Source organism: Mesotoga sp. Brook.08.YT.4.2.5.2., assembly GCF_003351125.1.
In the GTDB taxonomy this organism is placed as follows: Bacteria; Thermotogota; Thermotogae; order Petrotogales; family Kosmotogaceae; genus Mesotoga.
Map to the genome: position 1 here is coordinate 1 of NZ_JPGZ01000010.1, position 22,487 is coordinate 22,487.

At 45.2% G+C, this 22,487-nt stretch carries 15 protein-coding genes and 1 pseudogene; 4 read left to right on the forward strand and 12 right to left on the reverse strand.

Annotated elements, in window-relative coordinates; translation table 11 throughout:
* Nucleotides 1-11 precede the first annotated feature (11 nt).
* Nucleotides 12-1,247, forward strand: a complete 1,236-nt coding sequence (ltrA, locus tag Q502_RS03940) for a group II intron reverse transcriptase/maturase (RefSeq protein ID WP_114794118.1) — start codon at nt 12-14, stop codon at nt 1,245-1,247.
* 702 nt (nt 1,248-1,949) lie between these two features.
* On the opposite strand, the gene Q502_RS03945 is transcribed toward ltrA, so the two are convergent.
* Both Q502_RS03945 and Q502_RS03950 read right to left on the reverse strand, forming a co-directional pair.
* Nucleotides 1,950-2,390 (reverse strand): response regulator, encoded by a 441-nt coding sequence (locus tag Q502_RS03945; RefSeq protein ID WP_102819123.1) that lies wholly within the window; start codon nt 2,388-2,390, stop codon nt 1,950-1,952.
* Entirely contained in the window at nt 2,387-4,468 is a 2,082-nt protein-coding gene (locus tag Q502_RS03950; protein WP_102819124.1) for a PAS domain S-box protein, read from the reverse strand. Before Q502_RS03950 ends, Q502_RS03945 begins: the two co-directional genes overlap by 4 nt.
* A 186-nt stretch (nt 4,469-4,654) precedes the next feature.
* Between Q502_RS03950 and Q502_RS03955 the strand changes: the two genes are divergently transcribed.
* On the forward strand, nt 4,655-6,055 hold the full coding sequence (locus Q502_RS03955) for an HD domain-containing phosphohydrolase (RefSeq protein ID WP_102819125.1): 1,401 nt from the start codon (nt 4,655-4,657) through the stop codon (nt 6,053-6,055).
* A 2,001-nt stretch (nt 6,056-8,056) separates the two neighbouring features.
* Here Q502_RS03955 and Q502_RS03965 read toward each other — a convergent pair.
* From Q502_RS03965 to Q502_RS04010, 10 genes are all read right to left on the reverse strand, one after another.
* Nucleotides 8,057-9,706, reverse strand: a complete 1,650-nt coding sequence (locus tag Q502_RS03965; RefSeq protein WP_102819127.1) for an IS1634 family transposase — start codon at nt 9,704-9,706, stop codon at nt 8,057-8,059.
* A 1,295-nt stretch (nt 9,707-11,001) separates the two neighbouring features.
* Nucleotides 11,002-11,124: a hypothetical protein gene (locus Q502_RS14560; RefSeq protein ID WP_258394249.1), complete on the reverse strand. Its 123-nt coding sequence runs from the start codon at nt 11,122-11,124 to the stop codon at nt 11,002-11,004.
* Complete coding sequence (locus Q502_RS03970) at nt 11,121-11,321, reverse strand: hypothetical protein (RefSeq protein WP_146739767.1); 201 nt, start codon at nt 11,319-11,321, stop codon at nt 11,121-11,123. Before Q502_RS03970 ends, Q502_RS14560 begins: the two co-directional genes overlap by 4 nt.
* A gap of 500 nt (nt 11,322-11,821) precedes the next feature.
* A complete protein-coding gene (locus Q502_RS03975) occupies nt 11,822-12,262 on the reverse strand; it encodes a helix-turn-helix domain-containing protein (protein WP_112109509.1) in 441 nt (146 codons plus the stop codon).
* Nucleotides 12,263-12,286: 24 nt separating this feature from the next.
* Nucleotides 12,287-12,682 carry a hypothetical protein gene (locus Q502_RS03980; RefSeq protein WP_102819129.1) on the reverse strand — a complete coding sequence of 132 codons (396 nt, stop codon included), beginning with the start codon at nt 12,680-12,682 and terminating at the stop codon, nt 12,287-12,289.
* A 1,103-nt stretch (nt 12,683-13,785) separates the two neighbouring features.
* Nucleotides 13,786-15,882, reverse strand: coding sequence for an EAL domain-containing protein (locus Q502_RS03990; RefSeq protein ID WP_102819131.1), 2,097 nt, complete (start codon nt 15,880-15,882; stop codon nt 13,786-13,788).
* 544 nt (nt 15,883-16,426) lie between these two features.
* The gene (locus Q502_RS04000; RefSeq protein WP_146024489.1) at nt 16,427-16,753 is read right to left on the reverse strand and encodes a GNAT family acetyltransferase; all 327 of its coding nucleotides are present in this window, start codon (nt 16,751-16,753) and stop codon (nt 16,427-16,429) included.
* Nucleotides 16,754-16,917: 164 nt separating this feature from the next.
* The gene (locus Q502_RS14265; protein ID WP_180977942.1) at nt 16,918-17,085 is read right to left on the reverse strand and encodes a hypothetical protein; all 168 of its coding nucleotides are present in this window, start codon (nt 17,083-17,085) and stop codon (nt 16,918-16,920) included.
* A 226-nt stretch (nt 17,086-17,311) separates the two neighbouring features.
* Nucleotides 17,312-18,046, reverse strand: coding sequence for a DUF6577 family protein (locus Q502_RS04005; RefSeq protein WP_102819133.1), 735 nt, complete (start codon nt 18,044-18,046; stop codon nt 17,312-17,314).
* Nucleotides 18,047-18,078: 32 nt separating this feature from the next.
* Complete coding sequence (locus Q502_RS04010) at nt 18,079-18,315, reverse strand: hypothetical protein (protein WP_102819134.1); 237 nt, start codon at nt 18,313-18,315, stop codon at nt 18,079-18,081.
* Nucleotides 18,316-19,804: 1,489 nt separating this feature from the next.
* Here Q502_RS04010 and Q502_RS04020 point away from each other — a divergent pair.
* Nucleotides 19,805-21,190 carry an ATP-binding protein gene (locus Q502_RS04020; RefSeq protein WP_220084958.1) on the forward strand — a complete coding sequence of 462 codons (1,386 nt, stop codon included), beginning with the start codon at nt 19,805-19,807 and terminating at the stop codon, nt 21,188-21,190.
* Between the two features lie 711 nt (nt 21,191-21,901).
* Nucleotides 21,902-22,487: pseudogene (locus Q502_RS04025) on the forward strand (transposase); the annotation flags it as partial.

Genomic DNA, 22,487 nt, shown 5'->3' on the forward strand with positions numbered 1-22,487 from the left:
AAACAGACAAGATGAGGTCGTATGAAATCCCCAAGAAAGTAGTACTGGAAGCATTCAAGAAAGTGAAAGAGAACAGAGGGGCAGAAGGAATAGACGAGGTAAGCCTGAAAGAGTTCGAAGCCGATCTTGACAACAATCTCTACAAGATTTGGAATCGAATGTCCTCTGGCAGTTACTTTCCACCTCCAGTCAAAGCGATAGAGATAGAAAAGAAGAGTGGAGGGAAGAGAGTACTGGGAATCCCCACAGTGGGGGACAGAGTAGCCCAGATGGTAGCCAAAATCTATCTAAATCCCCTGGTAGATCCACACTTCCATAAGGACTCCTACGGATACAGGGAGGGAAAGTCAGCGATAGATGCCCTTGAAGTAACGAGGCAGAGATGCTGGCGGTATGACTGGGTACTGGAATTCGACATTAAAGGACTGTTCGACAACATAGACCATGAACTACTAATGAGGGCAGTCAAGAAACATGTGAAGATTCCATGGCTAAAACTCTACATAGAGAGATGGCTGAAAGCACCCTTTCAGAAACCTAATGGAAGAGTCGAAGAGAGAAGCAAGGGAACGCCACAGGGAGGGGTAATAAGCCCTGTACTGGCTAACCTCTTCATGCATTACGCCTTCGACAAATGGATGGAGAGGACTCATCCGGATAAGCCCTTTGCCAGATACGCAGATGATGGAGTGATACACTGTAGAACTCTGGAGGAAGCCCGGCTTCTTCTTGAAAGTCTTAAGACAAGAATGGAAGAATGCAAACTGGAGCTTCATCCAGAGAAGACCCGTATTGTCTACTGCAAAGACGATAAGAGGAAGGACGAGTATCCAAATACAAGCTTTGACTTTCTAGGATACACCTTCAGAGTCCGCAGCTGCAAAGACAGAAATGGGCGAATCTTCTACAGCTTCACCCCTGCAGTGAGTGAACAGGCAAAGAAGGCGATGAGACAGAAGATCCGGAGAATGAGACTTCAAACCAAGTCATACCTGAGTATTGAAGAACTCTCAGAAAGAATCAACCCGGTAATAAGAGGTTGGATAAACTACTATGGTCACTTTCGCAAATTTGAAATGTATACAGTACTTAGTCGGCTAAACAAAGCCTTAGTTCAATGGGTAAGAAACAAGTACAAGAAAAGGAGAGGTCTTACAAAAGCGGGTAAATGGCTAGAAGCTCTTGCTCGCAGAGAGCCTCATCTATTTGTACACTGGACAATGGGGATATTCTATATGGCTGGATAATGGGAGCCGGATGAATCGAGAGGTTCAAGTCCGGTTCTGAGAGAGCCTGGGGGTGAAATCCCCCTGGGCTACTCACCAGTTGCAAGCTGTTGAGCAAAAACATCACATCCCGTCATGCTGAACTTGTTTCAAAATAATGCTCTCAAGGTTTTTCGAACCTGCAACCACTGCAACCTCGGTACTTCAAGACCAGATCCCGTGCAGACCCATCACGGGATGACAGTCCTTCACGTCATCCTGAAGTGCTCCTGTTCAGGATCTGGGCTTGGGTCTGAGCGAAGGACGGTTCTCCACTTGTAACTGATCTTAGATCGAGATTCTGAATCAGGTTCAGACGAGATGTGCTTGACCAAGAACGAAGAACCTGGACGCGAAGCGTCGGAACGAAGAACCGTTCTTCACGAAGGACGGTTCTTCAAAGCCATCAGCGGGTCCTTGCTCATAAGCGTACTGCGATTTTTAGGAGCGGGATTCTGAATCATTTTGGAATGACGACTGGCTACTCCCTCTACCCTCATTCTATACTCTCTGCTTTCTCTCTTGTGACAATACACGAGAATGACGGAATCCTAGACGAAGAACGAAGAACCTGGACGCGTAGCGTCGGAACGAAGAACCGTTCTTCACGAATAACAGGTCCTTGCTCAACGAAGAACTCTCACTCTTTTCCAACACTCAACCCGCCGCGTACCTTCATGGCCCTTATGCTTCTGGAGGACCGACATTGATCGTCAGCCAGTAATCTCCAATAGCTTTCGCAACGATCAGGAATTCGTCAAAATCGATCGGTTTGACAAGATAGGAGTTCACTCCGCAGTCATAGCAAATTGCCCTGTCTCTTTCTTCACGAGAAGATGTAAGGACGACGACAGGGATCCTTCTTGTGAGTTCGGAATGCTTTATTTCGTGAAGAACTTCATGTCCAGAAATCCCGGGTAATTTGAGATCCAGCAAGACAAGATCAGGCACAGGGAATGCCTCTCTATCTTCGTATCGCCCTCTGCCAAACACATAGTCGAGAGCCATTTCACCGCTCTTTACAATCTCGACTCGGTTCGTAAGTCCTACCTGTCTGAAGGAGTCAAGTGTCAGTTCGACGTCCATCTGGTTATCCTGGACAAGCAGTATCAAAGCTTCTTTCAAAGCCTGGCCTCCTTTATCTTCACTATGAACTTTGCTCCTTCTCCCGGCACTGATTGCACAGAAACGTCCCCACCCATCAAAGTGATCGACTTCTTCACAATAGCCAGACCTATACCGCTTCCCGGGAAGTCTTCGCTAGAATGGAGCCTCTGGAATATGTTGAAGATCCTCTTATGGAACTTCTGACTTATTCCTATTCCATTATCTTCAACAATCAAGTGTACCCATTCTCCTCTTCTTTCAGAGTATATCTTCACTGCGGCTCGATCTTCTGGTTTGTGATAGGTCAAGGAGTTTTGAAGAAGGTTGATAACCGCCCTTTTCATTAGCGTGCGATCTACATAGACATTTGGCATCTCAGAGGCGGTCTGCACCGAAGCATACTCCTCTTCAATTCTACTTGACAGTGTAGAAACGCATTCATCAACTATTTCCTTCAAAGAATGGATCTCTAGGTTAAGGGGAGATCTACCTACTTTTGAGTACTCAAGAAGGCCCGTTATCAGCTCCGACATATCCTCCCCGGCCTTGAGTATGAACCCCAGATAGCGAGTGCCTTCTTCAGGAATAAGTTCCGAGTAACGATCCGAGATTATCTTAGAAAAGCCATTAATTGCTCTCAGGTGAGCTTTCAGATCATGGGCCATTGAGTAAGTAAAGGCCTCAAGCTCCTTGTTTACCTCCTCAAGCTCTTTCGTTCTGCACCAAACTCTCCGTTCAAGTTCTTGAAGTGTTAACTCGCGCTTCGTCACATCTTCAAACACAGCAACTATTTCATCCGGCCTGTTACGGTAAACGAAGTTCTCAACTCTTAGATCCAGTTTACCGTCACGGTAGTTCATTACTGGATGATGCTTGGAGCGTCCGGTCTTCCAAACCTCAATCATCGTGTCATACAACCCGAGTTCAACTACTTTCGGGAAGACCCCCCGCACACTTCTTCCAAGGATCTCTTCTTTCGTGACCCCGGTTATCTTGCATCCGGCGGGGTTCATATCGAGAAATACCACATCTTCTCCTGAGTTAGTAACCTTGTATATGGCAATGCCAGCATTCATGTTCATGTACAGCCTTCTGAAACGGAGTTCACTTTCCTTGAGAGCGGCTTCTGCTTTGTGCTGTGCGGTTACGTCTTCAAGGATTCCAAGCATTCCCTCGAGATCTCCCTTGTCATTCCTTATCGGAGCACTGAATAACTTCACCACAACTTCACTGCCATCCTTTCTGAACCTTACAAATCGCTTTCCGTGAACCGATAGACCTCTCAAAGTCTCTTCGTTGATTCTAGCGTGTTCTTCTCTCATGTTTTCCGGAATGTAGGGCAGGGGTTTGCCTATTACCTCCGAACTCTTCCAGCCAAAGATCTTTTCAGCCGCCTCGTTCCAGCTTGTTACTCTGTATTCGAGATCAAGACTCACGATGGCTATCGGAGAATTCTTAACGATTGTTGCTAGTCTTTTGCTTGTAGCCGCCAGCACTCTCTCCGCTATCTCTCCGCGCCGCCTGGCTGATTGCGCTGTCATAGCCCACCCAACTACCGTAGTTGCTGCTGGATAGATAAGCATAACCGGCAGTGCGGCAACGGCGTAAAAAGTCTCTCGGCTTGGCGATGGGAGAAGAAGCATGCATAACAACATAAAAACATGTACGAGGATTCCGAATAGGTACAACTCAACAATCGAGTGGCGTGTCCTTCTCTCTTTCAAAAAGTGTCGCCAAAGGAGACCGACAGAAACCGAGCTGATAATACTACTTATGCCGGCGAGCGTACCCCCTCCTCCCATGAACATTCTCATAGCAATGCTCATGGAAGCCGCGATCAAAGAAGGCACGAGACCGAAGTAGAGGCCTATAAGCCCAAGAACAACGGATCTTGTATCGAAAACTACTCCAGGAGCTAGCTGCCATGAGTTGAGCATTACGGCAAGAGTGATCATACCGAGAAACAAACCTGAGATCACTTGACTTGAGAATTGTCTGCTCGGCGAAGATCGGGCATAGAAGAGCCCATAAACAGCCGCAAGAGCTATGAGTAACGCTGCGTTATTTATCAAAGCTATAAGTGCTTCTCTTCCCATAGAAAATCCTCCTGCCAGTCTGCCTTAATTACTTCTACAAGAATTATAGTCTTCGCTCCTGTTGAATAAGCACCACAGAAAGACAATGCCCGATGATTTCTGTTGGGTTTCTGATCAATGAGTGTTGTTCGTACTTCTTAAGGAAGGTTCTTTCGTGCTATCATCAAGTAGTTTCAGGAGGTGTCTATGGTTCGAACAATATCTGATCAAGAGCCTTCTTCTCCAGTAGTGAGTATACTTTTTGTAGAGGATTTAGTAAGTGATGCCGAACTGGCAAAGCTGGAAATAACTAGAGGGCTGGCGGATTGGGATTTAAGTCTGCGTTTTCTTACCACGGACAATTGGGAAGGATTTCTAGACGCTATTGGCACTTTTAAGCCCACTCTGATAGTCTCAGACTTCATGATGCCCGGCTTCAGTGGTATGGAAGTGATAGAACTAACGCTCCAACACGCTCCGAATATTCCGGTAATTATCCTGACAGGTTCTATTAATGAGGAGACTGCAGTCGAATGCATGAAGGCCGGTGCAACAGATTACGTCATTAAGGAGCACATCTCAAGGCTTCCCTTTGCTGTTAAAGACGCCATTAGAAGAAAAAAGGAAGAGGAGCTTAGAACTTCTGCCGAAAGGGCTCTCGAAGAAAGTGAAAGAAAGTTCAGACTAATCGCCGAAAAGGCCAGCGACCTGATATACAGAATAGAGCTTTATCCCGAACAGAAGTTTTCGTACGTCAGCCCATCATCTACAAAGCTTACGGGTTACACTCCAGAGGATCACTATGCCAATCCAAATCTTGGCTTCGAGTTGGTTCATCCAGATGATCGTGAAAAGTTGAGAGATTTGCTGGAGCATGTAGATCGTTCTCCAGTAGTACTTAGGTGGATCAAAAAAAATGGCGAAGTAGTCTGGGCAGAACAGCTTAATGTTCCAGTTTACGATAATGACGGAAGGCTGATCGCTATAGAGGGGATTGCAAGAGATGTAACTGAGCGCCAGAAGGCAAACGAAGCTCTGAAGCGAGCCTTCAATTCTGTAGTCAGTGTTCTCTCTGATATGCTGAACCTTAAGGATCCATACACTCAGTTTCATGAGAAGAATGTTGCGAAGTTGGCCTTAGAAATAGCAGAAAGAATGGGTCTTGACGAGTTTACTATTGAGTCTATAAGAGTTGCTTCGATGGTTCACGATATTGGGAAGATAAATATTCCAACAGAGATTCTATCCAAACCAGGAAAACTGAGCGATATCGAGTTCGAGATGATCAAGAAGCATCCCGAAACCGCATATGAAATCCTTCGGAAGGTCGACCTACCCTGGCCCGTTGCAGATATTGTCTACCAACATCATGAGCGGCTAGACGGTTCAGGCTATCCGAGACATTTGAAGAGTGACGAGATTTTGCTAGAAGCCAAAATCATTATCGTTGCAGATGTGATTGAGGCGATGAGTTCTCACAGGCCATACAGGGCGGCGCTTGGCTTTGAAGCTGCGATAGAAGAGATCAAAAAGAACGCAGGAGTTCTCTATGACGCTAAGATCGTCCAGATCTGTACTTCCATCCTTGAAGAAGGCTTTAGATTCTGATTCGTGCTCCGATCACGGACTAAGTCTCCGATTTGGCAGCCAGCTCGTCGTACACTGAAGCGGAATCCCGCTTGAGTCACTTAGCTGAACTGCACTGCCAGCCTCCTGTACAAATAAGAGCGAAAAAATAAGAACCGCCCATGATGGGCGGTTAAGAATAGGAAGTGTTTACGCGAAAATAATAGGCATTGAATTATAATAACACAAGCTTCTGAATAAACTCATTAATCGACCGGAACATACGATTAACTCTTCGATAAGAAATGATGATTATTGTCCTTGATACTGCCGTGTTCGCTCCAGTGACTGATTCTACTCACACCTCTTTTACTATTGCGTAATCCCTTTTGGTGCGCTGATATACGAATAATGAAGTCTAAATCTAACTCAAAGGGAGGTGTTCTTAATCTCCTTCAATTCGATTTTGAATAGATTCTATTTTGATGCATTAACTCTCTCTTGAGTAGATTTAATTATGATGCATTCCGATCCTGAATACTCCCAGGATGCTCATCCATCCTTAGCTGCCACTAAGGATATGGTTGACAACTTGAATGTCACTTGATTAGTAGACTTTTCCTTATTAATATGATAAGGTCCCTATTTGTTCTAAGATCCGCTGTGCGCTTAAGAACAAGAACCCGCTGATCGCTGTGAAATACGGTTCGCCGTTGACCGTTCAAGATCATGAACCCGTTCACCGAAAAGGCCGCTGTACGCTTAAAAGCGGAGAACTCGCTGGTCGCTGACGAAGACAACGTTGTCCGTCATCGGTCCACCGTCCACCGAAATCGTCAACAACAATCGAGAAAGAGCAATGTCGAGCCGTTCGCTTCCTCACGAAACGAGTGAAAAGTCAGTCACTGCTGAAATTAGACGCAAGGCGCCGAAAGAACATCGGCGGACGCAGGGCTGGCTTCGCCAGGTCGCAATGCCCGGAGAAGCATCCGGGGACGCAAGGCTGCCTTCGGCAGGAGGCGATTTTGAAGACTGTCTGTTCGCACAGACCAGTTTCGGCTTTGCGAGACCAATAAGAAGCATCGAGAAAGAGCATTGTCGAGACGGTCGCTACGCTCACGAGCCGAGAGAAAGTCAGTCACTGCTGAAATTAGACGCAAGGCGCCGAAAGAACATCGGCGGACGCAAGGCTGGCTTCGCCAGGTCGCAATGCCCGGAGAAGCATCCGGGGACGCAAGGCTGCCTTCGGCAGGAGGCGATTTTGAAGACTGTCTGTTCGCACAGACCAGTTTCGGCTTTGCGAGACCAATAAGAAGCATCGAGAAAGAGCATTATCGAGAGTTCGCTCACTCACAAGAAGAGCAAGATTCTGAGCAGGATCATCTCAGAATGACGCGATGCAAGAGAAGGCTATCACCCCATGTCACTCGTACAAACTCCTTACTTCATCACCCGTAAGCCTGCCCTGAAAACGTTTTGTTCAGGGTCAGCCCGTGATGCACCTGCACGCTGGAAGAACCGCTGTGCGCTTAAAAGCGGAGAACCCGCTGGTCGCCGACGAAGACAACGTTATCCGTCAACGGTCCGCCGTCCACCGAAATCGTCAACAACAATCGAGAAAGAGCACTGTCGGACGTTCGCTGCGCTCACGAGAAGACTATAGCGAAAATAGGGACTGACCGGTTCCTTTGGTCTGTCCCATTTTTCGCGGAACACCGAGATCCTGGCCAGAACATTGTTAGGATGACGTGAAGGACTGTCATTCGAGAGCTTACACTCATGAGCCTGACTTGGAATCCACTCACTTAGCCTGCCCTGAAAACGTTTTGTTCAGGGTCATCCCGTCATGCACCTGCACGGGATCTGGTCTCGAAGTACCGAGGTTGCAGGTAGGTGTGTGCCAAGAAGGCGAAGAAGGAAACTTCAAGCCATGCTCTTGACTTTGTCACGATCAAGAGTGCAAAATCAGTCATAGCGCAAAAGTTGGAAAGAAAAAATGCCAAATTGCCACCACGAACAGAAGCGACTTAAATCTTATCTAAATCAAAGAACGAGTTCAGATTGTTCCGTCACATTGTTGGGAGGCTTTATTCTAAAGAGCCTCACCAACTTATTCCCAAGCGGATCCCCCTTTGTCTTCAAAAAATAGTCCTTATGATTTGTAGAAAAACCCATCACCTGTAGTGATTTGAGAGATTCCTTCAGTTTTTGAGGAGATGCATCAATCCCATTCTTTTTTGCTTTAATCTCCAATGAGCGTTCCATTAGAAAAGCCAGAAAGCACAACACAAAATGTCCCCGGATTCTTTTTTCAGTCCAATGAAATATCGGGCGAGTTTCAAGCGTGGTTTTTAGAATCCGAAAGGATTCTTCAATCTTCCAGAGGGTGTTTTTAATCTCCACAATCTGCATTGGTGCCAACTGCTTTTCGCTCGTTTGAATCCCATAAAAACCATCGAAAGAGGCTTCATAGGCGATACGTTTCTCATCCAATTCCCAGTCACTCTTATCCTTTCGATGTTCCTTCAGATACTTCTTTGGTCCCCTCCTGTTGGAGGCCTTGATCTTTGCTGTACTTTCAAGCAATACCCGTGCCTTTTCCAATTGTCTCTCACGATCTCTTTTATCTTTATTGGCCCTCTTGAGGGAGTATGTAATTATCAGATGTTCATCCAATTCATGCATCGTTTTGGTTTCTGAATCGTACACCCTGTTCACATGCTCTAACACCTTGTATTTGAAAACGCCTTCTTCTTCACAACTCAGATTTTCCCCGTCCCACTTATCTTCCAATATCCTCGCTTTAATGGCATTAGACATCCCCTTAATCTTGGACGCCACCACATAGCCATAACCGCTATCTTCAATCGCCTTCAAATTCATCTTGGCATTGATCCCTCTGTCGGCAACTATCACCGCACGACGCACCCCAAGCTTTTGATTTAAGTTGTCCAAAGCCTTCACCAGTGTCTTAGAATCAAACGTATTACCAGGGAACAGCTCATAACCCACCGGTCTTCCTTCAAGGTCCACCAGCATCCCCATCACCACTTGTACCTCATTGAACTTGCCCGCCTTCGAAAACCCGAAATTGCGCAACTCATCAGCTTTCACACTCTCAAAGTGAAAGGTAGTTACATCATAGAAGACTACGTCAACTTTCATGTTGAATAATGTGCGATTCTTCTCAAAGACATACCGTTCAATCTCATCCTTATTATCGGCCAATACATCCAGACAGCGGTAAAAGGCATTGAGATCGTCATGGGTCTTCAAATTGGCGTAGACGGATTCACGCTGCTCGAAACCCGACAACTTCGAAGCCGGGTTGAGTAAATGATTTAACACCTCATAAAAGACCACATCGTTGAGCTCATACTTCAATCCCAAAAGCTTACCGATCTCATTCAATAAACTGTGTAATCCGTACTTCTCCCATAAGTGTTTGTACACACAGTAGCCCCAGTTGAGAACCTGTTGGCCTTCTATCTCATTGAGAGAAAATTCTCCTGTTTCATTAAACAGTGAGAAGAGTTCTCCAATAACCCGTTGAACACTCTCATCTTCTTTAAGCTTATCCAAACGCCCCAGGTTAAACAGCACCTCGTGTCGGGTTACATTATTGGCATCCTTATAAGAACGCACCACTTGTAAATAAGTATTCCCTTTGGCCTTCGTGTGTTTTAAAAACATACTCTATTATACCACTAACATCAAAGAAAACCAAACATAAATAGAAGGATCTACATAACTTATAACCTGCATCATTATTGTACATACATGATATCTAAGTCTAAATGTCAATCGATTATTCTGAAAATACTATTCTTTATAGTTGCCACCACCATATTCTTTTCATAAAATAAAGAACTCCCTTCTACAGCGAGTTTCAAAGACCGTTGTTACTCTTTCGTCATTTTTGGTGACAAAGTCAGGAGAAGGCGAAGAAGGAAACTTCAAGCCATGCTTAATCGAAGATGAGGGAGGGCCCCTCGAAGCCGCCATGCAGGTGGAGGCTTCAAACCACCGTAAGCTGCTGTGGTAAAGAGCCATGGTAGTGAACGTTACGGGAAAAGGCGGGACGGCGATCCCGTCAGGTGAGTACCAGAAGAGACGAATACAAGTGAACCACCGTGAACGTGTCGTAACATCTACTAGTGTCATCTAAACTGGGAAGCCTGGTTATCCCGGGATAAGTCTGGAGGAAACCTGCTTACTGTCCAGATGGTGACCGGCATACAGGTGGCGTGACCCTGGTACAGGCTTCGATTAGGAACTTGGGAACCTGGATCTGGATGTTAAGGGAAAAGCCGCAAGTGGAAGACCCACGAGGGTGAAAGTACCGATGCCAGATTCAGGGGCGGAACAGTCCGTAGTAGTGATGAAGCTCCTGTAATGGGAGTGGAGCGAAGGGACTGTGTTATTTAGTTTTGTAGGTTAGTCAACCAACTCTGTGCAGACAACCGAAAGGGAGGAACTGTGAACAGAGACAAGGAAGGAGCAAACAGACAAAATGAGGTCGTATGAAATCCCCTTTGTACACTGGACAATGGGGATATTCTATATGGCTGGATAATGGGAGCCGGATGAATCGAGAGGTTCAAGTCCGGTTCTGAGAGAGCCGGGGGTGAAATCCCCCCGGGCTACTCACCGGTTGCAGGTTCGAAAAACCTTGAGAGCAGTATTTTGAAACAAGTTCAGCATGACGGGATGCGATGTTCTCCAAATAACCTAAGGCAATCATTTCAGAGTCGGATCCTGAATCTTGTTTTCGATCTTCTTCTTCTTGGCTTAACCAAGAACGAATAACAGGTCCTCGCTCTGGAACGAAGAACGAGTTTTCCTCGGAGAACGGTGAACCGATAACGGACAACCATTTTCTTATTCAACTTTCATCTTGCAACTTGGAACTGATGACCAGGAACCTGGACGCGAAGCGTGGGAACGAGGAACTGCTCTTGTTCCTAAAAATGGAGTCCCTATTTGTACTACAGCCTTGCAGATTTTATCGCCCTGATGAAGATTTGAAGAGGTCTCTTCGAATAGTAGACTTTGGCGAATTCTTCATCCTTCAGGCATTCCTTTTTGAGAGAGTCGAAAGTCTGCATCACTTTTCACCTTCAAGAAGCGTCTTTATCGGGTCTTCCGAGTCATCTAGAATGTCGTCTTCGAATGTCAGCAGGTCGTCTTTAAGCTGAAGCATCTCCTCGTCCTTCGAAGCAGAGAGGAGTTCAATAATCTCATCGAATACCTTCTTCCTTTCGCTTGCGTCGATCTCCTCGAGCATCTTCCATACTCTGTCGAACATGATCACTGTAATCACCCCCGGTGCCTTTTGTCTCAATGCTGAAGGTTAATCAAGATTGGAGTCTGACCATATTTTATATTAGCTCGACCACGTATCGATAATATGTATCTCAAATGTGGCAGTCTGTGCATTGCACACGATAACACACTTGTTATTGAATTTTTCTCCTTGAAGCGACGCTCTCAAGAATGTTCTTTCCCGACTGTTAATATCGAAGAAACGTGATGCTGAAAGAAGTTCAGACGGAACTTGAGTTTTTTGCTCTATGGCTTGCAACTTTCATCTTGGCACTTGCAACTGATCTATTTCGAGGACGGTGGACCGTTGACGGACAACGTTGTTTTCACGTGAACCATAGTGGTTTATTCTCTTAGAATGTGGGTGTCCCCGTAGGCGGAGCAGTAGAAAGGCTGTACTTAATCTCTCTTTTCTGTCCTTAGAAGCACTCTCACAGACTTCTGTCTTCGATTTCACCTTCATGTGAAAAATGGAGTCTGACCCTATTTAGAGCTATTCATTGTTTCAATGCTCTGCTTGCCTGCACCATCCAGCACTTGTTCGTAGATAGATACAAGACCTTCAATAAGCTCTGATTCCCCCATTCCAGTCTTTTCGACGAGTTTTTCAAGTGCTTCTTTCGCCTTAGAGTTAAGCTCTACAACAGAGTCCGCTTTCGGTGTGATGCGCAGTTTTCCTCCAAGAGCATTGACGAGTGTTTGCATAGTTTTGAATGAAAGATTCTGTTTGCCAGCTTCGATGCGTGAAAGAGTAGGCACAGCTATACCTGTAAGATTACTTAGATCCTTTTGTGTCAGACCTTTTTCGATACGCAAATCAGTAAGCGCGTTTACAAAATCAAATAACGGACCGAATTCTTCCTGGGCTTTCTGGTACCCCTCATTCTTCTCAAGTCTCTTGAGAAGTTGCTCAAATGTTGCCATATTACTCACACCCTCCTAATGACATCACATCCTAGATATGTATCGCTTGTATCTTCTCTTTGCTGTCTCTATATCTCTCTTCTGTTCTGCCTTACTTCCTTTGAAACCTGCACAAACAAATACGATGGTCTTAGTCTGCCTATGAGCGCCAAAATAGATGAGTATTTGCTTCTTAAGGAGCGTCGATTTGTCCCTGTACTCAAAGATGTCGGATGATGCTATTCCTTTTAAATGCTGGTCGTAACACTCCTGGGTGACTCCTTTTCCCTCTGCCAGTCTCTTTATGAACAAGTTCAGTATTCTTGCGGCCGTCGCACTATCCTTTTCATAGAGGGTATCAATGAAATCACCGACATAATCGTTGCCGCCTTCTTCATCGAAAAAATAGACTGAGTAATTCTTCCATCTAACAAGTCCCATAACTCCTCCACCAGACACGTTAATGTTAGCATATATGTTAATATAAGTCAAATCTTCGCTATTGTGTGAATAATGCCTTCGGCAAAAGTACAGCAATTTTTTCCTGACTATAAGAACGAACAATAGCATGCGGCAAAGATGATGTTGCTCATTAGTTTTCAAAGCAACTCTATTCGAAGTAGGGCCTTGAAGTCTGTAAATGTCTTCAGAATCGTGCGCAGTGTCTTTCAATTTGTTCCACCAGCTTCTTCCCGCCGGTGTAGATCCGCAAGATGTAATTATGCCCTTGAGTAATCAGAAGGCTTTCACGACTTAAAGCCGTTCTTTTCTAGAAAGTCTTCCACTGCTGTAGTCGAGAAAATCAAGAACTCTTTGATATCTTCCTTACTTCTTCTATGTTTTTTTGCGTTCACTTCCTTAGCTTATCGAGGGCGAAGTCATGAGTTCGATAATCAAATCATCTAAAGATAATGCAATGAAAAAACCCGCGTCTGCCAGAAAAGCCATGGAGTGATCTCTCTGCATGGGGGTGTCTTCGTGGGCCTAGCAGGAAAAAGGCTCCGTCTTTTCTTTTTGTGTATAAGTAGCCCCTCACAGTTTTTTGCCTTCGATTTCTCGTTTAGTGTGAAAAATGGAGTCTGACCCTATTTAATATGAACCGCTTTCCGCTGATGAAAAACCACGTTGACCGTCATCGGTTCTCCGTTCTCCGAGGAAAACTCGTTCTTCGTTCCAGAGCGAGGACCTGTTCTTCGTTCTTGGTTAAGCCAAGAAGAAGAAGATCGAAAACAAGATTCAGGATCCGACTCTGAAATGATTGCCTTAGGTTATTTGGAGAACATCGCATCCCGTCATGCTGAACTTGTTCGAAAATACTGCTCTCAAGGTTTTTCGAACCTGCAACCACCTACCTGCAACCTCGGTACTTCAAGACCAGATCCTGAACAGGAGCATTTTGGGGCAGGCTTTCAGGGCAGGCTCTACAGGATGACAAAGTGAGTGGCTCTGATCATATTGCTTCAATTTGCTTCTTGAGGATTGTTTCAAGCTCTTGCTCTATGCTCCTGACCTACCACCTGCGAGATCCACGATTAAGACGGTCTTTACTGGTGATTATATTTCTCCAGGAATTTAATTGCATCTTCTTCGTCCAGTGGTTTGCTGATCAAATGTCCCTGTATTCTATCGCAACCCCATTTCTCCAGATACTCTTTCTGCCTTTCGTGTTCTACCCCTTCAGCTATAGTACAATGACCTAGCTTATGTGCCATCGAAATGATGTCACTGGTGATGGCATCATCGCTCTCGAGATACTGCAGCCTTTCTATGAAGGATTTGTCTATCTTGAGACAGTTCACGTTTAGATCTCTTTCCCGTGCAAAAGAGGAGTATCCGATCCCGAAGTCGTCTATGGCTGTATGAATCCCTATATCACTCAGTTTGCCAAGAATACGGTTTATTTTTTCGTGATTCGAGGCAAATACCGACTCGGTGATCTCGAGTCCAACATTTTTAGGAAGGACCTGAGTTTGCTCTATCATCTCAAGAAGGCTATCTGTGAAACCGTCCCTCAATAACTGGATGGCCGAGACATTGATTGAAACCCCGATCGATCCATAACCACTTCTCTTCAGCTTATTCAAGAAACCGAGTGCCTGGAGAATAATCTTCCTGCCGATCGGAACGACAAGATTTTTTTTCTCGGCTATCGGGATGAATTCCAGAGGCGGCACCGGGCCAAGTCCTTCAATACTCAATCTCGCCAGAGCTTCAAAACTGCTTATCTTATTAGACTTCAGATCAAGAATCGGCTGGAATTGCACGAAGAGCCCAAAATCCTTCTCGTCTGTCGAGATTTTCGCCAGTTCTAAGGTTATCTGCTGTTCTCGAACCATTTGTTTCTCGATTTCTTCGTTATAGAAACAGATTCCAATGTTTCTATCATATATGTTGAAAGCCTTCTCAGATGTGACTAGAAGCCTTCTCAGTAGGAGATCGACATCCTTCTCATCGCCTTCACCGATTTCAATTACTCCAATACCACCTTTAATCCTTTCCATCAGAAGGACAGGCTCTAGTTGCTTTGCAACTTCTATGGAAAATTTCGTCAGTTCGTTCTTGTCTTTATAGCCCTTCAAGTAGAATACGAATTGATTCTCGTATGTGTTGAAAAGCAGGCGCCTATCTGTGCAGAACTGCCTCAACATATCTGCAATCTTCTTTATAAGGTCCTGAGTGTATTGAAATCCATAAGTAGATGTCAGTGACTGCACTGTACTTAAATCCACGCTCACTAAGGCTCTTTTCTCCCGCAGTCTGCTCTCATCATCTCCTTCCAGAAGAGTTTTCAGGTAGTTGCGGTTATATAGGCCAGTCCAGCTATCGTGTTCAGAGCTATATCTGAGTGTATTCTCGAACTCCTTACGGCTGGATATATCCTTAAGAAGGGCAATATGGCCGCTTTCACTCTCGCCCGGCAGATGGAAGGACGCCACTGTCATTTCAACCCATACGGAAGAACCATCTGGCCTGACAAACCTCTTCTCCATTGTATAGCTCTGGATTTCGCCTGATTTCAGCTTTCTATAATTCTCTAGATCCTTCTCCAGATCGTCTGGATGAGTAATACTTGCCCAGCCAAGCTCAATCAACTCCTCTTTCGTTCTACCGGTAATTTGCTCGAATGCTGAGTTGATCTGTGTTTCTGGATCCACATTCTTATCTTTGGGACCGCTAGCGTAGGAAATCGAAATTCCAATCGGTGCCTGGCTAAAGATTGTGTTGAACACTGACTTTAGCTCGACTTGCTTCTGTTCTTCCAGCTGCCGACTTCTGAGCAATTCAAGATGGATATTGACTCGAACCTTCAAAGCATTTATACTAATAGGCTTCCTTATGTAGTCCACAGCACCAAGTTCCAGACCTTTGCTTTCGTCTTCCAGTTCTTCATAGTTTGTCAGTATTATTGTTCGTACTCTCTTATAGCGATCATCCGCCTTCAGCGCCGCTAGAACCTCGAATCCATTCATTCTGGGCATATTAAGGTCGAGTATGATCAGCTGAATCTCTTCGTGCTCATCTATTCTCTGCATTGCTTCCACGCCATCACTAGCTGTCAGGAGATCGTACTCGCTCAACATCTTCTCAATCATAAGGCGATCAGCCGCCGAGTCATCGACAACCAAGATTTTCACAGGCATAAATCATCTCCCTTAAACAATAAACTAACCTCAAATCACAAAAAAAGGAGGCTTGAAGAACTACCTCCCTTACTACGCTCTCATTGAATGAGATCCATACATTGGAATGCATCGAAGAGCACATTGTAAATGGTTGGTCCAAGTTTCCGCTCGCAATGAATAACACGCGGGTCTCTTCGTGGGTCGTTTCTCCTAATTCCCGAAGACCAGCAAAAAGAGGGACGAGTTCTGCATTGAGAAAGGGCACCGTCTGTACCTCAAACAGGCTGATGGTCTCGAAGAAACAACCCTTCTTGAATCGATTACCTACTTCGTTTTGTCCGTTATCTTCCATGTCTTTCTCCTGGCAGTCATATAACAGAATCGCTAGTATCTGAATAATAGCATATGTCCTTTGTTTCACAATGCCAAGAGAATTGGAGTCTGACCCTGTTCATTCGGATAACAATCATAAGTGCATCTCTTTGATTATCATCCATGATCTCATCGGGGCAGACATCTTTCGCCACCTTCCACGTGACCTCAAGCACATCATAATGCGCTCTTATTCCTGACTTGTAGAAAGCATTACAAAGAATAGGAGTCTGACCCTATTTTGACACTCGATGAGAATACACCGACCTCCAACTATCTCATAGGCCTCTTTGATGGTAGCTATTGCCCGGGCGACAAGTTCATTCCCATCTATCTCCAAGCGATAAGTATCGTTCTTTCCAAACTGGCCAATGAGGTAAACAACGAAGGTAGAGCCCCGCTTGTTCCCCAGGCCGTCAAGGTGTTTTCTAACGTTCTTGCTGATTTCATCTCTAAGGTTGAGTGCTTTATTCGATACCGTGAAATAAGCGATGATATTCATCTTCCCATCAATCAAGGCTTCTTCATCCAGTATCAAATAGGTCCGGGCTCACGAAGCCTTCTCGAATGTAATCGCTTTTTCTCTCAAAAAACGTTTCGCGTCGCTGTTTTTCGAGCAAAAAAAAAAGAGGAATAAAACCTCCCTCACTTCACTCTCTTCGTACTTTTCTAGCAGGGCCTTTAGCGGCGTAATGTTTCTGGTAATAGAGATACGCTCCTCTCGATGGAGGCTCTAACGTCTATATACTCTTCTTTAAGCCGCTTCTTTGCAGCTTTCATTGCTTTAATAATATTCTCCGCAGCTTTCTGGTCGATATAAATCTCTTTCTCGAATGTTCTTGTTGCCATAATTCTCCCTTCTTTCTAGTACCTTTATAATTCTATCATTTCGACAAGGCATTTCTGTAAATGTTTACCAAAATCCTGGTCATTCAAACCAATCAACTCATTCATAGAACAACTGGCAATGTATAAACATATTGCCGATTGTTCTATTTATAAGAGATATTCTTTCCTCTCCAATCTTAAGAGCTGACGTATATCCAGTCAACCGCCGTTGCGGAATTTTCTGTGATCATATGCCCTCTCCCGGGGTCACTATGAGCTTGTCTATCTCTTCTAACCTCCTGCGTCGCCTAGCATATCTTCTGAGCGTGCTCAGGCTCACGTCGTAATCTGTCAAAGCTCTGCGAAATATGTTGCATAACTCCTCTCCTTGAAACGATACGAAGAGATCCTTCTCGCAGACAAGATCGACAAGTATTTTCTCTAACCTCGGTATGGCGGCATTATCAAAGGAGGTTACAGGGGCTTCGGTTACAAGTGGCCTTACAACGAAACACTTCTCGCATCCGAGGATGTAGTTGTCTATCTCCTTTGGAGTCGGATCAATGAACACCCGGGAGTAAGCAGCTTTGATGAATTCAAACACAGCCTTCTCTGCATCTCGCTCAGTTTCTATGATCACCATCGAAGTAAGCGCCTGGTGTACCGTAAACTCGTTTAGCCATCTGCTATCCCAGACACACAGATTATCCAGGTATGGGAATCTCTTACCAAGCTTCTTAAACAAACCTGCGAGTTCCTTCGATATGTCAGGTTCAAACTCACGCTTGCTTCCGGCAGCATATAGGCCTCTTCTGACGTTTCTCACGAGTCCTTCTTTCTTCAGCCGGTGCAATTTGGCAGAAAGAGTCCCCATCTTCGCATCGGGGAAACGAAGACTCAGCCTCTTAACCAGCTCATCGGTTGTCAGAAAACGATCGTTCTCGAACCAGTCTCTTACATCGTTTTGATCAATATAGTTCATAGAAATCACCTGCAATTAACGGCAATATATAGTTATAATTGCCACTTATATATTATTGCATAGCGTCTTTCCTTCATGTGCTTGCAGAAGCTTTGCTTGGAGTCACAGACCCAGGAGGACCTGAGAGGTGGGAAGACTGGAAGTATCGCGCCAGCAATTAATGCAGACAGATTCCTTTCTTTCAATGCCTTCACAAACCGAAGGATTTCTTCTATGAGAGCATCGGGTGCGGTTTCAGTTTCCTTTCTCAGGAGCTGTCGTTTATCCATTAGATCGCCCCCTTTCAATGTGATTAAAATCGCTCTGTCAACCAGGATCTCTCGCTTAGTCAGGTGATTTGCACAAGAGCATTGTGTTTAATGAAATATCTTGGTAGTTCTGTAAAATCCCCCCCGGTTCGTTATCAAAAGGGAGAGGCACTTGTCTCGTCATTTCGCAAGATTCTGTCAGCAAAGAAGAGCAAATCAACCAATTTCGCACTAAGAAGAATGTTGCGCAGATGCGAATGATCTAGTTTGTCCCAGTTTATTTGAGGATCAAGTCAGCTTACAAAGTGAGTGTTCTGATCAGTAAATCTCGTTTGCTTCTTGATGAACTCGGTAAAACTCCTTTTTTCCTCCTGACCAACCACTAACAACGGCTATGAAAATCGAGTCTGTCCCATTTGTTTGAAAACTCATTCTTCGTTCCAGAGCGAGGACCTGTTATTCGTGAAGAACGGTTCTTCGTTCCGACGCTACGCGTCCAGGTTCTTGGTTCTTCGTCTAGGATTCCGTCATTCTCGTGTATTGTCATAAGAGAGAAAGTAGAGAGTATAGAATGAGGGTAGAGGGAGTAGCCAGTCGTCATTCCAAAATGATTCAGAATCCTGCTCCTAAAAAACGCAGTACGCTTAGGAGCAAGGACCCGCTGGGAAGATCAGAGAGCCGCTGAAGGCTGTACGTTGGGTAGAGCATGGACCCGCTGGGAAGACAAAAAAGAGCCGCTGAAGGCTGTACGCTGATGAAAACCACGTTGACCGTCATCGGTCCACCGTCCTCCGTAAAAGCCAAGAAGAAGATCGAAAACAAAATTCAGGATCCGACTCTGAAATGATTGCCTTAGGTTATTTGGAGAATATCGCATCCCGTCATGCTGAACTTGTTTCAAAATACTGCTCTCAAGGTTTTTCGAACCTGCAACCACCACTGCAACCTCGGTACTTCAAGACCAGATCCCGTGCAGACCCATCACGGGATGACAGTCCTTCACGTCATCCTGAAGTGCTCCTGTTCAGGATCTGGGCTTGGGTCTCAGCGAAGGACGGGTTACCAATAACCAACAACGGACAACTATTTCTTCTGCTTGCAACTGACAACATGGAACTTGGAACTGCTTCTTTCCGGTGGACGGCGGACCGATGACAGACAACGTTGTTTTCACGTGAATCATGTTGGTATATTCTCTTTGACTGAGGGTGTCTTCGTGGGCGGAGCAGGTAGAGAACTCCGAATAGCTTTTTTGTGTCTTCGTGAACGCCACACAGATTCTAATCGATAATCTCTCCGCTTCACTAGTAACGTCAATTTCAATCATCAAAACGCTTCTTCAGGAAACTAGGAACAGAATCCATGAAGTCGACTCAATGTGAAAAGGGAAGGCCTTGCAATATATTAAGTCTTCCGCTTTGGCCATTCTCAAGGGGAGATTCTAGATAGCTATGAAATCATTATAGTTTGGACTATAATAGTCATGACTATTATTATTGGAGTGATTACAGTGTTCATCGGCAGGAAAACGGAGATCCGAATTCTTGAGAGAGAGTATGAAAGAGATGGCAGCTCCTTTGTGATCCTGTACGGAAGGAGAAGGATAGGAAAGACAACCCTTATAAAGCAATTCATGCAGGGAAAAGACTCTCTCTATTTTCTTTCTACCGAGGAAGAAGAGGGGCAGAATCTCCAATACTTTCAATCGCTTTCCTTTGACAAGACAGGCCTGGAGATACTGAGTTCAGGAAACAAATTGGAATGGCAAAGCATATTCGACCTGCTCACGAAAGGGCAGGGGAAAACGATAATCGCAATCGACGAATATCCTTACCTTGTAATGTCGAGCCCGGGCTTTTCCACGAAACTCCAGCGAATCTGGGACGAAATGCTCAAGAATAGAAACGTTATGCTGATTCTCTGTGGCTCGCTGATAGGAATGATGTACTCCGAAACGCTGGATTATTCTAGCCCTCTCTACGGGCGCAGGACGGCCCAGATTAATCTCAAACAGATTCCCTATTCGGACTTTGCTGATTTCTTCCCGGAGAAGAGCGATGAGGATCTTCTCACCATCTATGCGGTTACGGGCGGCGTGCCTCGATACATAGAGCTCTTTCAACCCGGGAAAGACTTCATTGAAAATATCACCGACAATGTTCTGAAAAAGGGAAGCTATCTCTATGAAGAACCGATCTTCCTATTAAACAGGCAGTTCAGAGAGACTAGAACCTATTTCTCCATACTGAAGACGATCGCCGAAGGGAGCCACAAATCCTCTGAAATCTCCTCACGTCTAAATATGAAGCAGCCATCTATTGGTTACTACATGAACGGGTTGATGGATATGGACCTCGTTGAAAGAGAGGTGCCGGTGACCGAGAAGAACCCTGAAAAGAGCAAGAAAGGGCTTTACAGGATAAAGGACAACTTCAGCCAGTTTTGGTTCAGGTTTGTGTATCCCTTCAGGAGTTACCTAGAAATGGAGAACACGACCCCTGCAATCGAGAAGATCCGCACGAGCTTCATCGATAGCCACTTGAGTTTCGTTTATGAGAGAGTCTGCCAGGAAGCTCTGAAAGAGATGACAGGCGCAGGCTTCTTTGGAAACCGGATTTCAAGAATCGGACGATGGTGGAATTTGAAGGAAGAGATCGATATTGTTGGCGTAGACAGGGATAACGTCCCGGTTATCTTCGGGGAATGCAAATACCGCCAAGAGCCAATGGGTATAGATACTCTGAGAGAACTCCAGCGGAAGGCCTCGACAATTACAGAGACTACCGACAGGATTTTCGTGCTTTTCTCCAGAAAGGGTTTCAGCAAGGAATTGCAGAACTACTCGCAAAGAAACAAGAACGTATTTCTCTTCGATTTTTTCAAGAGAATCATATAACTCAATGTGTAGCAGAAGAATTGTGAGCCCTCATATGAACCGCTGTCCGCTGCAAGATCAGTTGCAGGTTCTCAGTTCCGAGTTGCAAGATGCAAGTTGAATAAGAAAATGGTTGTCCGTTATCGGTTCACCGTTCTCCGAGGAAAACTCGTTCTTCGTTCCAGAGCGAGGACCTGTTCTTCGTTCTTGGTTAAGCCAATAAGAAGAAGATCGAAAACAAAATTCAGGATCCGACTCTGAAATGATTGCCTTAGGTTATTTGGAGAACATCGCATCCCGTCATGCTGAACTTGTTTCAAAATACTGCTCTCAAGGTTTTTCGAACCTGCAACCTCGGTACTTCAAGACCAGATCCCGTGCAGACCCATCACGGGATGACAGTCCTTCACGTCATCCTGAAGTGCTCCTGTTCAGGATCTGGGCTTGGGTCTCAGCGAAGGACGGGTCCATGATCTGGGACGGGCAACGAAGGACGGTTCTCCACAGCGATCAGCGGGTCCTTGCTCCTAAGCGTACTGCGATTTTTAGGAGCAGAATTCTGAATCATTTTGGAATGACGACTGGGCACTCCCTCTACCCTCATTCTATCCTAAGTTCCCGAAAAGTCTAACGATGAGAACCTTCGTGAAGCGTTGAAAAGACTAAGTTAGAGTTATTTTCTATAGGTTTATCCCTCGTTATATATTATAATGTATGTAACGAGGTGAAGAGATGGGGATTGTCTATCAGAAGAACAAGAAAACAGGAATCACATATGTCTACAAAAACGAAGCCTATTGGGACAGGGAAAAACAACAGTCCAGAGCCAAGAGAACCTTAATCGGCAAGCTGGATCCAGACACTGGAGAAATCGTACCGACCAGACCATACAGGAAGGATTCTGAACAGAAGGATGGCATCTTGAGAAAGCCTGGACCTGTACCAATAACCAAAATCCGAAGGGATTTCTATGGTGCTTGCTATCTTCTCGATCAGGTTGGAAAGATAACCGAAGTCGCGGCCGATTTGAAAGCCTGCTTTCCCGACCGTTATAGAATGATTCTATCGGTAGCCTATTATCTTATTCTCGAAGAGAATAACTCACTCAGTCGGTTTTCTCATTGGCAGAGACTGCATGCCCATCCTTATGGAGAAGACATACCATCACAGCGCAGCAGTGAGCTGTTCCAATCCATTTCAGAAGAAGAGAGGATGATGTTCTTCAAGAAGCAGGGCAGACGTAGAATTGAGAAAGAATACTGGGCCTTTGACATCACTTCCATCTCCAGTTATTCGGAGACACTGAGACAGGTCAAGA

Excerpts from the sequence above, each read along its gene's own strand:
- Q502_RS03955 (WP_102819125.1), top strand. The coding sequence starts at position 4,655 with ATGGTTCGAACAATATCTGATCAAGAGCCTTCTTCTCCAGTAGTGAGT.
- Q502_RS03970 (WP_146739767.1), bottom strand. The coding sequence starts at position 11,321 with ATGTTCGACAGAGTATGGAAGATGCTCGAGGAGATCGACGCAAGCGAA.
- Q502_RS14265 (WP_180977942.1), bottom strand. The coding sequence starts at position 17,085 with ATGGCAACAAGAACATTCGAGAAAGAGATTTATATCGACCAGAAAGCT.
- Q502_RS03980 (WP_102819129.1), bottom strand. The coding sequence starts at position 12,682 with ATGGGACTTGTTAGATGGAAGAATTACTCAGTCTATTTTTTCGATGAA.
- Q502_RS04005 (WP_102819133.1), bottom strand. The coding sequence starts at position 18,046 with ATGAACTATATTGATCAAAACGATGTAAGAGACTGGTTCGAGAACGAT.
- ltrA (WP_114794118.1), top strand. The coding sequence starts at position 12 with ATGAGGTCGTATGAAATCCCCAAGAAAGTAGTACTGGAAGCATTCAAG.
- Q502_RS03950 (WP_102819124.1), bottom strand. The coding sequence starts at position 4,468 with ATGGGAAGAGAAGCACTTATAGCTTTGATAAATAACGCAGCGTTACTC.
- Q502_RS03975 (WP_112109509.1), bottom strand. The coding sequence starts at position 12,262 with ATGGCAACATTTGAGCAACTTCTCAAGAGACTTGAGAAGAATGAGGGG.
- Q502_RS03965 (WP_102819127.1), bottom strand. The coding sequence starts at position 9,706 with ATGTTTTTAAAACACACGAAGGCCAAAGGGAATACTTATTTACAAGTG.
- Q502_RS03990 (WP_102819131.1), bottom strand. The coding sequence starts at position 15,882 with ATGCCTGTGAAAATCTTGGTTGTCGATGACTCGGCGGCTGATCGCCTT.
- Q502_RS04010 (WP_102819134.1), bottom strand. The coding sequence starts at position 18,315 with ATGGATAAACGACAGCTCCTGAGAAAGGAAACTGAAACCGCACCCGAT.